The organism is Flavobacterium sp. GNP011 (assembly GCF_056428925.1).
On the sequence record NZ_JBWJVJ010000006.1, the window covers coordinates 123,483 to 138,755 of the forward strand.

The window sequence follows — 15,273 nt, forward strand, 5'->3', positions numbered from 1 at the left end:
ATACAAAATTGAGCTTAAACAAACATTATGGACGCTATTTTATCAAATATTAGTATTGCTATTAACGAAAAGTTGTACGTTAAAAATCCCGAAACTTCCAATCTAGGCAAGAAAATAATAGAAAACAGTATCTTACTTATTGATGAAATTGGCTTTGAGAATTTTACTTTCAAAAAATTAGGAGAACGAATAGGTTCTAATGAGAGTTCTATATACCGCTATTTTGAAAGCAAACACAAACTTCTTTTATACCTATCTTCTTGGTACTGGGGTTGGATTGAATACAAACTAGTATTTGCCACAAATAATATTCTTGTACCCATTGATAGATTAAAAAAAGCAATCACAATAGTAACCGAAAAAATTGAGGATGATTATACTACAACCCATATTGATGAAAGTATACTAAATAAAATTATCATTGCAGAGTTTACTAAAACACTACTCACTAAAGAAGTTGACGAGGAAAATAAAGTAGGTTTTTTCTTGGTTTACAAAAGAGTGATAAACCGATTAATTGAAATGATTAGCGCAATAAACCCGGAATACCCTTTTGCAAAAAGTTTAGCCTCATCAATTGTTGAAGGAGCCTTACATCAACATTTTTTAAAAGACCATCTAAAAACCATCACAAACTGTAATGAAAATATTTCGCCAACAGATTTTTACATAGATCTGGTAGAGAAAATTGCAAAATAAATACTATGAAAAACACACCTTTAAAACGATTTTATAATTTACTTACCTTAGATAGAAAAGATGTTTACCAAATTTTCTTCTATGCGATTTTTGCTGGATTAATAAGCTTGTCACTCCCATTAGGTATTCAAGCAATTACAAATTTTATACAATCAGGCCGTGTAAGCGCTTCATGGATTGTGTTAATTGTATTGGTTGTTTTTGGTGTAGCTTTAGTTGGATTATTATCATTAATGCAACTACGAATTACAGAGAACTTACAACAAAAAATATTTGTACGTTCCTCATTTGAATTTGGTGCCCGTTTACCAAAAATAAAAATTGAGGAACTCTACAATACTTACCCACCAGAGCTTGCCAATAGGTTTTTTGATACTTTAGCAATACAAAAAGGAACTTCTAAATTGCTGATAGACTTTTCGGCAGCCTTACTTCAAATTATTTTTGGTATTATATTGTTGTCTTTGTACCACCCTTATTTTATAGTATTTGGGGCATTACTGTTTTTATTACTCTATTTTATATTCAAGTTTTCATACAAAGCTGGACTTGAAACAAGTTTAAAAGAATCTAAATTCAAATATAAAGTAGCGAGTTGGATCCAAGAAATGGCAAGAAATAGCTATAGTTTTAAAAACGATTTAAATTACAATTTTGGATTGCAAAAAAACGATACTCTCGTGAGCGATTACTTGTCTTACAGAGAAAAGCATTTTAAAATTATTCAAAGACAATTCAGTCAATTGATTATTTTTAAAATAATAATTACAGCTAGTTTACTCTCCATTGGTGGTTTTTTAGTGCTATCACAACAAATGAACATTGGTCAATTTGTGGCTGCAGAAATTATTATACTATTGGTCATCAACTCTGTTGAAAAAATTATTTTGGGCCTTGAGACGTTTTATGACGTATTAACATCCGTTGAAAAAATAGGACAAGTAACAGATTTAGAACTTGAAGAAGAGATGGCCTTTACTAGTGATAGCTGTTATAATAAAATTTCACTGGAGATGGAGGAAATGAGTTTTAAATTCCCAGACTCACCAAAGGAAATTTTAAATGGCATCTCATTAAAAATTGAACAAGGAGAGCACATTGCAATTGAGGGTGAAAACGGATCTGGAAAATCAACATTAATCAGAATTTTATCGGGTTTACTAGAGCCTACATCAGGTGCTTTATATATTAACGATGATACTTTCAAAAAAATAAATATAAAACAATACCGATCCCAAATAGGATCTATCATTACTGGAGAAACCCCATTTGAAGGTACCTTGCTTGAAAACATAACCTTTAATGATAAATTCATAAGTACTGAGGATTTAAGATGGGCTATTGATGGCGTTCAACTCACTTCATTTGTAAAATCATTACCAAAAGGACTTGATACTAATATGTTACCTGAAGGAAAACAACTCTCTTCATCGAATTGCCAAAAGATTTTATTAGCCCGAAGCATCATTCATAAGCCTAAAATTTTGTTTTATGAAGATCCAACAGATAAGATGGATACCACTGTTGCTAATGAAATTATAGATTTTATAACTTCTGAGAAACACAAATGGACCATCATAGTTTCATCAAAAAATCCATACTGGAAAACCAAAAGCTCCCGCGTAATCATTATGAATAACAGCTTAATAGAACAAGATTTAAAAAAATAATTAGCCATGCTAAACATATCCGAAAACAAAACAAAACTACCCTCTTTTGACCGTTTCACAACGGTACATAACTTGGTTAATAGACCTCATTACAAAATTTTAAATAAGATTATTGCTGCGGTTTCAATTGTAGGAGTCATCGCTTTATTTTTACCTTGGACACAAAACATTTCTGGAAGCGGTAGCGTAACAACATTAAAACCAAACCAAAGACCGCAATCCATACAAAGTGTGATATCAGGTAGACTTGAAAAATGGTATGTACAAGAAGGGGATTATGTAAAAAAAGGGGATACAATTGTTTTTATATCCGAGATTAAGGAAGATTACATGGATCCAAATTTAGTACAAAATACTAGGAACCAAATCAATGCTAAGAAACAATCCTTAGAATCTTACAGTTCTAAAGTGACCACTTTATCAGGACAAATTGAGGCTATAGAAAGAGAAAAGGATTTAAAACTAGAGCAAGCTCAAAATAAAATCAAACAATCTGTTTTAAAAATTAAAAGCGATAGTATTGATTTAGTAGCGGTTAAAACCCAACTAAAAATTGCTACAACACAATTCAACCGTTCTGTTGCCTTAAACAAAGAGGGCTTGAAACCACTTACAGATATTGAAGAAAAAAGGCTAAAATTACAAGAGGTTGAAGCTAAAATAATCACTCAGGAAAATAAATATTTGACTAGTAAAAACGAATTTATAAATGCCAAAGTTGAAATAAATAGAATAAGTGCAGAATATGCTGAAAAAGCATCCAAAGCTACTAGTGATAAGTATACCGCATTGAGCAGCCAGTTTGATACAGATGCACAAGTCAACAAACTAGAAAATCAATATGCTAATTACAGCATTAGAAACGGCATGTATTATATCAAAGCATCGCAAAACGGATATGTCAATAGAGCCTTACAATCTGGTATTGGCGAAACCATAAAGGAGGGAACTCCAATAGCCACGATTATGCCCTCAGAATATGACATTGCTGTTGAAACATTTGTGAATCCTATTGATTTACCCCTTTTAAGTAAAGGTGAAAAAGTACGCGTTTGGTTTGATGGATGGCCTACCATTGTATTTTCGGGTTGGCCTAATATGTCTTACGGAACCTTTGGTGGAAAAATTGTTGCCATTGAAAATTTTATTAGCGTAAACGGCAAATACCGTGTATTGATAGCTCCTGATGAAAACGAGGACAAGTGGCCAAAACAATTAAGCATAGGTGCAGGAGCACAAACTATTGCCCTACTAAACAATGTACCCGTGTGGTTTGAACTTTGGAGAACATTAAACGGCTTTCCCCCTAACTATTACAAACCTGCTGCTCAACCTACAAAAGACAAGAAGTAATGAAACAAATACTAGTAGCGTTTTTATTTTTTGGCATCACATTATCCGCACAAACTACGGTTTCAAAGGAATTCACATACACTGAATTTTTAGGTTACGTAAAAAAATACCATCCTTTAGTAAAAAATGCTAATCTTGAAATAAACAAAGCGCAAGCCAACTTGATGATGGCTAGAGGTGGTTTTGATCCGAAAATTGAAGTCGATTTTAGCAAAAAACAATTCAAAGACAAAGAGTATTATTCTATTTTAAACAGCAGTTTTAAAATACCTACTTGGTATGGTATCGAAATTAAAGCTGGATTTGATAACAATGAAGGCATATACCTGAATCCCGAAAATACATTACCTAATCAAGGGCTAACTTCTCTGGGAGTTACTGTTCCGCTTGGACAAGGCTTGTTAATTAATCAAAGAATGGCTGATGTTCGAAAAGCAAAAATGCAAATAAAACTAAGCGAAGCAGAGCGAAAACTGCAAGCCATTGCTGTGCTTTATGACGCATCAGTGGCGTATTTTAACTGGAAAAAAAACTTTAATGAGGTAGAACTTTATGAAGAATACAATCAAAATGCTCAAATTCGTTTCAAAGGAATTCAATCTCTAATCAATCAAGGAGACAAACCTGCTATAGATAGTGTCGAAGCCGGAATCATTGTAAAAAACAGGGCTTTAAGTCTAGAAGATTCTAAACTAAAACTTACCAAATCCAAATTAGAGCTGTCTAATTATTTATGGCTGGAGAACAACGTTCCGCTAGAATTAGCTGAGGATTTAATTCCGGAAATTCAATTGGAATTTACCATTCAAGAAAGTTTAAGAACAAATGATCTGGTTAATCAAGACTTTTCGATTACCAATCATCCAAAAATTAACGCACTCGAAAGCAAGATTGACATGCTTACAGTGGAACAAAAACTGAAAGCCAATATGCTTTTACCCAAGATAGATGTAGGATATTCCTATTTATCTGAACCTAGCTACATTGATAATTACCGCTTTGAAGATTACAAGATTGGCCTAAATTTTTACTTTCCATTATTTTTAAGAAAAGAAAGAGGAAGCCTTAAATTAGCTAAATTCAAAGTACAAGAAACAGAATTTGCTTTAAATCTTGAAAAAGTACAATTAACGAACAAGATTAATGCTCAAAAAACAGAAATCGAATCTTTATTAAAACAAAAAGAATTAATAAAAGGTTTGGTAAAAGACAATCAAACCATGCTGAATTCTGAGGAGCGCTTGTTTTCATTTGGCGAAAGCTCTCTATTTTTAATCAATACTAGAGAGAACAATTTAGTGAGTGCGCAACTTTCAAAAATAGCATTGGAAAACCGCTTTTACATTTCAAATTCGGAGCTTTTTAAAATTATGGCCAATCCAGATTAAATAATTATAATATCGTACTTTTGCCAACTGAAAATTCGAAATTATGATTATAGCAAAGTCACGTGAAGAAATAGAATTAATGCGCGAAAGTGCCTTAATCGTATCCAAAACATTAGGAATGATTGCCTCCGAGATCAAAGAAGGAGTAACAACATTATACTTAGACAAACTTGCCGAAGCCTTTATTCGTGATCACGGCGCAGTACCAAGTTTCTTAGGATTGTACGGTTTCCCAAATTCACTATGCATGAGTCCTAACTCACAAGTAGTTCATGGAATCCCAAACAACAAACCATTAGAAAGTGGTGATGTAATTTCGGTGGATTGCGGTGCTTTCAAAAACGGATATCATGGTGATCATGCGTACTCGTTCGAAATTGGCGAAGTAGCACCAGAAACAAAAAAATTATTACAAGTTACAAAGGAATCCTTATATGTAGGAATTCGCGAACTCCGTCTAGGAAATCGTGTGGAAGATGTGGGTAATGCTATTCAAAAATATACCGAAGCACATGGATATGGTGTAGTGCGTGAACTTGTAGGTCACGGCTTAGGCCAAAAAATGCATGAAGATCCAGAAATGCCAAATTACGGTAAAAAAGGTCGTGGTAAACTTTTTATAGAAGGTATGGTGGTTGCGATAGAACCGATGATCAATATGGGAACACGCAACATCAAACAACACAAAGACGGCTGGACAATTACTACTGCCGATGGAAAACCAAGCGCCCACTTTGAACACGATGTGGCCATTATTGATGGAAAACCTGAAATTTTATCCACTTTTGCCTACGTCTATAAAGCACTGGGAATTGTGAGCAATGAGGAAGATGAGTTTAGAAAAGTGTCATTGGTTATTTAAACACGAATTGCACGAATTACCACGAATCTAAAACTTATGAAAATTTCAGAAATAATGCCCTTGATTATTTAACCAATAACATACAAAATGCATGAACTTTATTTGAAAGAAGAAGCTTATTCAATTATCGGAATTTGTATGGAAGTTCACAAAATTCTGGGAAAAGGACACAGTGAAAAGGTTTATGGTGATGCTTTAGAATATGAATTTAAGAAAAATAATATCCCTTATTCCAGAGAATCCAAATTCAATATTGAGTACAAAGAAATATTTTTACCAACTTATTATTTTGCTGATTTTTTGGTCTTCGACGAAATCATACTCGAAATTAAAGCAATACAAGAATTGAGTAAAAGTGAAATTAAACAAACACTTAACTACTTGGCAGCCTCAAAAAACAAACTCGGAATTTTGGTAAACTTTGGAGAAGACAGCCTAAAATATAAAAGAATAATCCTGTAACAAACACAAATTTTTTTGGATTTCAAAACAAAATTAACTTTTGAAATTAGTGCAAATTCGTGAAATTCGTGTTTTAATTAATATTTAAATGAAATCTGCTTTTAAACTTATCCTCAATACCATTCCGCGTCCGCTTTTAATTCGTTTGAGTTATGTGGCACGCCCAATCATTGCTTTTACCTTAAAAGGAGACAAATTTTCTGATCCTATTGACGGTAAAAGCTTCAAATCAATGTTGCCGTATGGATACGAAACACAGCGTAACAACGTGCTATCGCCAAGTACACTTTCTTTAGAGAGACACCGTTTGTTGTGGTTGTACCTCAACGAGCAAACTGATTTTTTTACTGCGCCCAAAAAAGTATTGCATTTTGCTCCTGAACAAGCTTTTTATAAATTGTTTCGCAAGCAAAAAAACTTAGATTATACCACCACCGATTTGTTTTCTCCATTAGCAGATGTGAAAGCAGATATTTGCAATTTGCCTTTTGAAGACAATCAATACGATGTGATTTTGTGCAACCACGTTTTGGAACACATTCCAGACGATACCAAAGCCATGCAGGAATTGTATCGTGTTTTGAAACCCGGCGGAATGGCCATTTTACAAATTCCGCAAGATTTAAAAAGAGACGTAACTTTTGCTGATGACTCAATTACCGACCAGAAAGAACGTGCCAAAATATTTGGACAATACGACCACGTACGTATTTACGGGCGTGATTATTTTGACAAACTAAGAGGTATTGGTTTTACGGTTGTTGAAGAGGATTACACTAATAAAATTGCTCCTGAACTAGTCGAAAAATACTGTTTGGCCAAAGGAGAAATCATACCCGTTTGTTTTAAATAATATTTAGTAGATTAAAATCCAACACAGATTCCACAAATTTGCGCAAATTAATCTGTGTGAATTTGTGGAATCTGTGTCTATATAACCTAACAATCAAATAACGTTATACTTTTGGAACCCGAAAATCATTTCCAGTTTTGCTTTGATCTTAGTTTTGAAGCAAAATTCAATTGCTATATTCCTACTTCGTATGTGGTTGGGCATACGGAAACCATCACGTATTTAGAAAAAAAAGCAAGTCCCGAAGTCCTTCAAAGCATGGGGATAACAATCGGGAATTTGGATAGTAATACACAAAAAATTCTTTCGCTTTGTGAGGTACTCCAACCTGAGGCCTTATTTAAAAAGTTCCGAACCAAAAGCAAATCGGCAAAAAAAATTGAAGACATCCTCAAGGACGATAAAATAAAACTGGGTATTGATCAATTCATGAAAATAAACTTAGCCAAATTTTACAGCCTTATCAAGGTGCATGATTTCCCACTTTCATTAAATCTTGGCAAGGAAAAAGATTTTCGCATCAGTCGTATTAGCACTCAAAATCAAGCTTTGGAAACTGAACTGCATTTTGACAAACACGAAAACGGAATTTCATATACTTTAAAACTAAAGGAAAATGACCTTGCTTTTTATCCCTCGGACACAACAGTAACATTGTTGTTAGACGAACCGGGATGGTTGATTGCGCATCATAAATTGTATGCGTTAAAAAGCATCAATTCCAAAAAAGTAACCCCTTTTTTAAATAAAAAAACGGTCGAAATTCCTTCGAAATTAGTACCCGACTATTTTGAAAAATTCATTAAAGACATTGCCCAAAAAGTAGACATAAGCGCCACGGGTTTTGAAGTAATCACCCAAACCGCTATTCGTTCTTGCAACCTACAATTGGTGCATGATTTTTTTAAAAACACCTATTTCATCAGTCTTTCTTTTGATTATAACGGATACCTTTTTGATGCCACTAAAACCAAAAATACCCATACAGAAATTGATTTAAAAGACTTGGAAAACATAAAACTAATCCAATACAAGCGCAGTCAAGCTGAAGATGCATTTTATGAATCGATGCAAAAGCTTGGACTTAGCAAACAAGAAAATCAACTTTTTGGACTTTTACAAAAACCAGAACAAAAAGACACTTACGCTTGTGTACAATGGGCATTAGAACATCGAGAAAAATTAGAATCATTAGGTTTTTCATTAGAAAATCTTAAAATCGACGGAAAAAATATTGATAATAATACAGTCACCATTATATTCTCCAACACCATACAGAACGATTGGTTCGATGTTAAAATGACTGTGGTTTTTGATGATTTTGAATTCAATTTCAGCGAGTTGATTCCGAATATAAAAAGCCAAAATCGCTTGTTTCTCTTACCCAATGGGAATTATTTTTTGATTCCAATTGAATGGATGACGCACTATGCAGCCATGGCTAAACTGGCTAAAATCAACAACGGAACTATGACAGTTCTCAAAAGTAATTTTGCCGTTTTTGAAGATATTCCGCAATTAAAACAGACTTTACACGTAAAAGAAACTGTTCAATACCAACCTTCGGCTTTGGTTAAAGCAACGTTGCGAACGTACCAAATAGAAGGCGTACAATGGCTTCTAGAACATTACAACAACGGTTTAGGCGCTTGCTTAGCCGATGATATGGGATTGGGAAAAACATTGCAAACCCTATCAACACTAGTCGCCGTCCAAGAGAAATTAGATTTTGAAAAAGCCGAAAACATACAACTCGATTTGTTTGGCAATGAAATTCCTGTTACCAAAGAGTACCTAAAAGCCTTGATTGTGCTTCCCTCCTCTTTGGTGTTCAACTGGTACAACGAGGCTAGAAAGTTTACGCCTCATTTCAGGAGAATTCAATATGTTGGACAAGATCGAAAACTAATTTCTAAAAAACTAGAAAAATACGACTTGATCTTTACGAGTTATGCGGTAGTGGCGAGAGATCTTTCCATTTTAGAAAAGTACCAATTTCGGTATTTGATTTTAGACGAAAGTCAATACATCAAAAATAAAAACTCGAAAATTTTTCAAGCCATTAATCAAATAAAAACAAGCCATAAAATCTCGTTGAGTGGTACGCCAATAGAAAACTCGTTAGACGATTTGTGGTCACAAATGCAATTTATCAATCCGAATATTTTGGGGAGTTATACTTTCTTTGCCGAGCATTACAAATTTCCGATTGAGAAAAAACAGGACGAAAACAGTCTGTCAGAATTAAGAAATTTAGTCAGTCCCTTTATTTTAAGACGCACCAAAGAGCAAGTTTTAAAAGACTTACCAGAACTCTCGGAGCAAGTCTTTTATTGCGAGATGGAACCCGAACAAGAGAAATTATACGAAGAAGAAAAGTCGAAAGCGAGAAATGCTCTTTTAAAAACCGATGGTTCTGGAATTGACAAAATCAATATTATCAATACGTTGATGCGCTTAAGACAATTGAGCAATCATCCGAAAATGATTGATAAAAAATCAGAACTAGATTCGGGGAAATATATTGCGGTAACACGATATTTGGAATCCTTGGTGCAATCTAATCAAAAAACGATCGTATTCAGTTCGTTTGTATCGAATTTGGAATTTTATAAAAAATGGAGCATCGAAAACAAAATTGATTTTTGTGAATTGACTGGCGCAACCCCACAAAATGAACGCGCGTATCAAGTTCAGAAATTTCAAGAACAAGAGCGCTCAAAATTGTTTTTCATTTCCTTAAAAGCGGGTGGCGTGGGACTAAATATTACCAAAGCTTCTTATGTTTTGTTTTTAGACCCTTGGTGGAATCCTTTTGCCGAAAAACAAGGTATTGGTCGTGCCCATCGTATTGGACAGCTGAACAAAGTGAATGTAATTCGATTCATTACCAAGAATACCGTTGAGGAAAAAATCATTCGATTACAGGAAAACAAAAAACTGCTTTCGGATGCATTGCTTGATGAAAACCACATCAGCCCAGAAATTGAAGAAAATTTAGATTTTTTATTAGCATAAAAAAACCTGCTACTTCAGTGAAATAGCAGGTTTTAGTTTTAAGACTAAAAAAATTATTTTTTCTCTGGCATCAATATACCTATCACTTTATCCTTAGTAAGATATTGTTTTGCTATGTTTTGAATGTCTTTAGCAGTAACTGCATTTACCATTTCTTCAAATTTGAAAACATCCTCTGGGCTGTATCCATTGATATAAGATCTTGTTAGATTAGACAACCAGTATCTGTTTTCTTTACTGTCTTTTCTAAAATCAGCAAGTTCACCTTCCTTGAATTTAGCAATATCTTTCTCATCTGGTCCTTTGTCAATAATGTTTTGAAGTTCTTTCAATGCAGATGCAGTCAACTTCTCAGCATTCTCTGGTCCGCAAGGGAAACCTATCGAAAAATTATACGATCCGTAAGGCATTTTGCTGATGCTCCCTCTGGCATTTACACCATACACACCACTTTCATTTTCACGTAATTGCTCTACCAGTTTAATAGTAAGTACTTCTCCTAAAGCTTGCATACTCATAGCATCTTTAGCAGAATATTTAGCATCACCATAAAACATTATGGTCACGTTACTCTTTGGATCTGCTCCTTTATTTACTACTTTTTTCAAGTCGCCTTTTAACATTCTATATCCTAAGTCAACTATTTTCTCTTTTTTATCATTAGCTGGTAATGAAGCTATGTATTTTGCTGCGAATGCTTCGATTGTTGCATCATCAACGTTTCCAACAAAATAAAATTCGAAATCAGCAGCATTTGCAAAACGCTCTTTGTATTTTTCATACGCTACTTTATAATCCGTATCTGCCCAAGATTTATCAGTAGGCATCACTCCGTTGAATCTTGGATTCTCCTTATTCAAGTAAGTATAAAACTCTTGTTGAAAATAGTTTTGAGGTGTAGAAGCCATGTTTTTGAAAAAACTAGACTGCTTTTGCTTAAAGCCTTCAAAAGCTTCTTGATCAAAATTTAAATCTGTAAAATAAGCATAAGTCATTTGGAAAAGATATTCTAAATCCTTTGGTGTTGAAGAACCACGTAAACCTTCAGTAGTCCCACTAATATAAGGATTTACTCTTGCTATTTTACCCGTCATGAATTTATTGATATCGTTCAATTTTAATCCTGAGAAACCTGCCTCAGAAAGGGCTCCATTGGCAAACTGAACTTTTTTCATTTCTTCATTTGAATACAAATTAGAACCACCTAAACTTACTGCCTCAAAAAGAACCTCATCATTTTTAAAATCGGTATTCTTGTAAGTTACCTTGGCGCCATTAGACAAAACAAGTGTTTTTGTACCTAATTTTGCATTGCTTTCTCTGCTTACAATAGTTCCTGGTTTTACTTCGTTTCTTAGTAAACTAGTAGCAACGGCAGCATCCTCATACGGTTTTAATTCGTCAGTATTCACTTTTATTGCAGCTAATACTTCTTGCTCTGTTACTTTTTTCAAACCTTCTTTTTCAGGACCCGTTAAAATGATAACTCGGTTATCCTCTTTAACATACTCTTTTATTAACCCATTAACATCTTTAAGCTCAATCATAGGTAAGATTTGCTTGAAGGTTTGAAAAGTCCATTCAATTCCAGGAGCGGGTTCATTTTCTAGGAAATTTGCTTGAAACTCCCCAACAAAGTTCTCTGAATTGGTTTTGCTTCTATCATTGTATGCTTTTTCAATAGAAGCCATAAATTCAGACTTAGCACGGTCTAATTCTCCTTGTGTGAATCCAAATTTCTTAGCACGTTCATTTTCTGTTACCAATGTTTTCAAGGCACTTAGTTGCTTGTCTTCTGATGACATTGCCACAGATTGATATCCTTTTTTAGTTCTTGCAAAAGTCCCACCATAATAAGAATACCCATAGGTGAATGGTGGTGTTGCAGAATTTGTTAACTCATCAAGACGCGTATTTAAAAGCGTAGCAAATAAATTCTCGATCATGTAATTTTTAAAATCACCTAGATTTACCATTTTCTTTGGTGCAGCATAATCTTTATACAACAATTGCACTTGAGCACTTGAGGCTTCTTTGTCACTTTCTACAGCTACAAAAGTTTCTTTGTGATTAGGAACATCAAATACCTTTCTTGGTTTTTCGTTTGCAGGGTTTTTATACGTAGAGAAATGAGAAATAATTTTTTTCTCCATTTCGGCTACATCAATATCACCTACTACAATAACACTCATCAAGTTAGGACGATACCAATCTTTGTAAAAATTAATTAAAGACTGATGCTTGAACTTTTCTAACACCTCTTTTTGACCAATTGGCAAACGAGTAGCGTATTTAGAATCGTGCATCATTTTAGAAATATAACGCCCCATCATTCTTTTTCCAGCGCCTAGACCTAAACGATATTCTTCTAATACTACACCTCTTTCCTTATCAATTTCTTCTGGTGTCAAAACAGTGTTGAACGCCCAGTCCTCAATAATTTGGAATCCTTTTTCTAATTTTTCAGGATCATCAGATGGAATTGGTAAAAAATATACCGTTTCATCAAAACTAGTGTAGGCATTTAAATGTTGACCAAATTTCACCCCAATGCTTTGTAAATAATCTACCAATTGATTTTTAGGGAAACGCTTTGTTCCATTAAAACACATGTGCTCCATGAAGTGCGCTAAACCTTGCTGATCATTTTCCTCAAGAATAGAACCTGCATTAACTACCAGTCTAAGATCTACTTTCTTTTCTGGTTTGGCATTTTTCTTGATGTAATACGTTAACCCGTTAGGTAATTTTCCTGTTTTGACCGAAGGGTCTAAGGGAATTGCTGTTGAAAAATCCATTTGCTGCGCAAAAACAGCCGCTGGAAACAACATAATACCCAGAACCAAATTTGTGATTTTTTTCATAAGTTTTGTTAGTTTAGGGTAAAAATAATACAATCTCATTAATTTATTACTAACTTATAATTTATTTAACAGAAATTACACACGAAACAAATTGCTAAAACAGTTGCTAATAATGTCATAACACAAAGGTTATTCTTATCTTTACCAAAATAAAAAAAACCATAAAATGAATAAATTTTTTGTTTTTATTGCTCTACTATTGGGAACTATTGTACAAGCACAACCCGAAAAAGAAATTGATCCGCCATACCACATAAAAACCGTTTCATTCATCCAAAACGATCAAAATATCGTTCCGTTCATAAAACTTGGCGAAGGATTTCAATTAGAGTTTGATGATCTTTATGGGAATGAGGCTAATTATTACTATGAAATCATCCACTGTGATTACAACTGGAATCCCACTCCTATCCCTAAAATTGAATACCTAGAAGGTTTTGACAATCAAAGAATACAAGATTACACCAACTCATTCAATGCCTTACAAATTTATTCCCATTACAAACTAGCCATTCCCAATCAGTTTACACAACGCCTTAAAATAAGTGGGAACTACATCCTTAAAATTACCGATGATAGTAAAGAGGTGGTTTTTTCTAGAAAACTCATTCTATATGAAGACCTTGTTACGGTTCCCTTGCAAATAAAAAGAGCAAGAACTGTACAAAGCAATGATGCAAAACACAATCTTGATTTTAGCATTAAATCCAGTGCAATCACCTTTCAAAACCCTATAAAAAACGTAAAAGTGCTTATTTTACAAAATGCTCAGTTCAAAACAGCCTTAAAAAATATTCCACCGCAGTTTACAATAGGCAATGATTTAGTTTATAAATACGATACCGAAACGCAGTTTTGGGCTGGAAATGAATTCTTATTTTTTGAAAACAAAGACATTCGATCAGCCAGTAATAACGTTGCCAGAATAGATTCTAGCACTCCTATATACGGCACCCTTTTACACACAAGTCCTGCTCGTGGCAACTTTCCTTACCTTTTTACTCAAGATGCCAATGGTACCTTTGTAGTAAAAAACATTAATACCCAAAAAAGCGAAATAGGGGCTGATTATGCTTGGGTATACTTTAACCTTTCTGCGCCTGCTTTTCAATTAAAAAAAAGTATTTACGTAACAGGAATGTTCAACAACTATGCACTAACTCCCGAGTATAAAATGGAATACAACTCAAAAAATGGTCGATACGAAAAAGCAATTTTAATCAAGCAAGGATTCACTAATTTTCAATACACAATTGCAAATGACGCAGGCATAATTGATCAAGAAAATAACGTAGATGGTAATTTCTATCAAACTGAAAATGAGTACACCATATTAGTTTACTACAGAGAGGGTATTTATAGGTATGAGCGCGTGGTTGGCAAAGGAATAGCTAACTCACTAAATATAATTAACTAGAAAAATCTTTTTATCATATAGCAGCATATAGATCATTTTTTTGTAAATTTGTCAATAATAATTACGTATTTATCCATTATATATGGTTTCTCAAATAACAAGAGGCATAAAAATATCAGTTTTAACTAGTTTTGAAGGCACTTACTTCAAGAACTACAAGATTCATTTTGCCTTTAGTTACGTAATTACCATAGAAAATCACAGTAAAGATTCCGTACAATTAATCACGCGTCATTGGGAAATTTTTGATTCTTTGAATGACAACGAAATTGTGGATGGCGAAGGCGTTATTGGAAAAAAACCAGTACTAAAACCCGGCGAGCAGCATACTTATAGCTCAGGTTGCTTGTTATCGTCACCGTACGGCGCCATGAAAGGAAACTTCAACATGATTAATTTTACCTCAACTAGAAATTTCAAAGTAATCGTGCCTACTTTCAGGCTATGTGCTCCATTTGCACTTAATTAATACTTTTTAAAAGGAGCTAATCCTGCTATTCATTACAAGTTTTTTTGTGTCAAGCAAATTTTGCTAGCGCTAAAAAGAGCTTCTTTCGGTCGCTTTTTTAGCACTGCAAAAATAGGCTTTCCACTTCAAAAAGCTTTCCATTACTATCAGGGCTATACCTTTCAAAGTAACACCATGAGGATATAGTTTACTTTAAAAAATATCGAATCTTTAAAGAA

General features: G+C 33.9%; 11 protein-coding genes. 10 read left to right on the plus strand and 1 reads right to left on the minus strand.

Annotated features, from left to right (window positions below; translation table 11 throughout):
• Positions 1-27: 27 nt before the first annotated feature.
• The 8 genes from AC061E_RS07720 to AC061E_RS07755 all read left to right on the plus strand — a co-directional run bounded on the left by AC061E_RS07720 (position 28) and on the right by AC061E_RS07755 (position 10,305).
• Positions 28-699, plus strand: coding sequence for a TetR/AcrR family transcriptional regulator (locus AC061E_RS07720; protein WP_478285709.1), 672 nt, complete (start codon positions 28-30; stop codon positions 697-699).
• 5 nt (positions 700-704) lie between these two features.
• Positions 705-2,369, plus strand: a complete 1,665-nt coding sequence (locus AC061E_RS07725) for a peptidase domain-containing ABC transporter (protein WP_478285710.1) — start codon at positions 705-707, stop codon at positions 2,367-2,369.
• 6 nt (positions 2,370-2,375) lie between these two features.
• Positions 2,376-3,722 (plus strand): HlyD family secretion protein, encoded by a 1,347-nt coding sequence (locus AC061E_RS07730; RefSeq protein ID WP_478285711.1) that lies wholly within the window; start codon positions 2,376-2,378, stop codon positions 3,720-3,722.
• The gene (locus AC061E_RS07735) at positions 3,722-5,110 is read left to right on the plus strand and encodes a TolC family protein (RefSeq protein ID WP_478285712.1); all 1,389 of its coding nucleotides are present in this window, start codon (positions 3,722-3,724) and stop codon (positions 5,108-5,110) included. Before AC061E_RS07730 ends, AC061E_RS07735 begins: the two co-directional genes overlap by 1 nt.
• Before the next feature lie 43 nt (positions 5,111-5,153).
• A complete protein-coding gene (map, locus tag AC061E_RS07740; protein WP_478285713.1) occupies positions 5,154-5,972 on the plus strand; it encodes a type I methionyl aminopeptidase in 819 nt (272 codons plus the stop codon).
• Positions 5,973-6,059: 87 nt separating this feature from the next.
• On the plus strand, positions 6,060-6,434 hold the full coding sequence (locus AC061E_RS07745; protein WP_478285714.1) for a GxxExxY protein: 375 nt from the start codon (positions 6,060-6,062) through the stop codon (positions 6,432-6,434).
• Between the two features lie 88 nt (positions 6,435-6,522).
• Entirely contained in the window at positions 6,523-7,287 is a 765-nt protein-coding gene (locus tag AC061E_RS07750) for a methyltransferase domain-containing protein (protein WP_478285715.1), read from the plus strand.
• 111 nt (positions 7,288-7,398) lie between these two features.
• Entirely contained in the window at positions 7,399-10,305 is a 2,907-nt protein-coding gene (locus AC061E_RS07755) for a DEAD/DEAH box helicase (RefSeq protein ID WP_478285716.1), read from the plus strand.
• 53 nt (positions 10,306-10,358) lie between these two features.
• Here the strand turns inward: AC061E_RS07755 and AC061E_RS07760 are convergent, their stop codons facing one another.
• Positions 10,359-13,169: a M16 family metallopeptidase gene (locus tag AC061E_RS07760; protein ID WP_478285717.1), complete on the minus strand. Its 2,811-nt coding sequence runs from the start codon at positions 13,167-13,169 to the stop codon at positions 10,359-10,361.
• A gap of 166 nt (positions 13,170-13,335) precedes the next feature.
• On the opposite strand from AC061E_RS07760, the gene AC061E_RS07765 reads away from it, so the two are divergent.
• Entirely contained in the window at positions 13,336-14,586 is a 1,251-nt protein-coding gene (locus AC061E_RS07765; protein WP_478285718.1) for a type IX secretion system plug protein, read from the plus strand.
• Between the two features lie 82 nt (positions 14,587-14,668).
• Positions 14,669-15,055, plus strand: a complete 387-nt coding sequence (gene apaG, locus AC061E_RS07770) for a Co2+/Mg2+ efflux facilitator ApaG/CorD (RefSeq protein WP_478285719.1) — start codon at positions 14,669-14,671, stop codon at positions 15,053-15,055.
• Positions 15,056-15,273: the final 218 nt, after the last annotated feature.

Coding starts and splice junctions, on each gene's coding strand:
- AC061E_RS07765 (WP_478285718.1), top strand. CDS start 13,336: ATGAATAAATTTTTTGTTTTTATTGCTCTACTATTGGGAACTATTGTA.
- apaG (WP_478285719.1), top strand. CDS start 14,669: ATGGTTTCTCAAATAACAAGAGGCATAAAAATATCAGTTTTAACTAGT.
- AC061E_RS07725 (WP_478285710.1), top strand. CDS start 705: ATGAAAAACACACCTTTAAAACGATTTTATAATTTACTTACCTTAGAT.
- AC061E_RS07750 (WP_478285715.1), top strand. CDS start 6,523: ATGAAATCTGCTTTTAAACTTATCCTCAATACCATTCCGCGTCCGCTT.
- AC061E_RS07730 (WP_478285711.1), top strand. CDS start 2,376: ATGCTAAACATATCCGAAAACAAAACAAAACTACCCTCTTTTGACCGT.
- AC061E_RS07720 (WP_478285709.1), top strand. CDS start 28: ATGGACGCTATTTTATCAAATATTAGTATTGCTATTAACGAAAAGTTG.
- AC061E_RS07760 (WP_478285717.1), bottom strand. CDS start 13,169: ATGAAAAAAATCACAAATTTGGTTCTGGGTATTATGTTGTTTCCAGCG.
- map (WP_478285713.1), top strand. CDS start 5,154: ATGATTATAGCAAAGTCACGTGAAGAAATAGAATTAATGCGCGAAAGT.
- AC061E_RS07735 (WP_478285712.1), top strand. CDS start 3,722: ATGAAACAAATACTAGTAGCGTTTTTATTTTTTGGCATCACATTATCC.
- AC061E_RS07745 (WP_478285714.1), top strand. CDS start 6,060: ATGCATGAACTTTATTTGAAAGAAGAAGCTTATTCAATTATCGGAATT.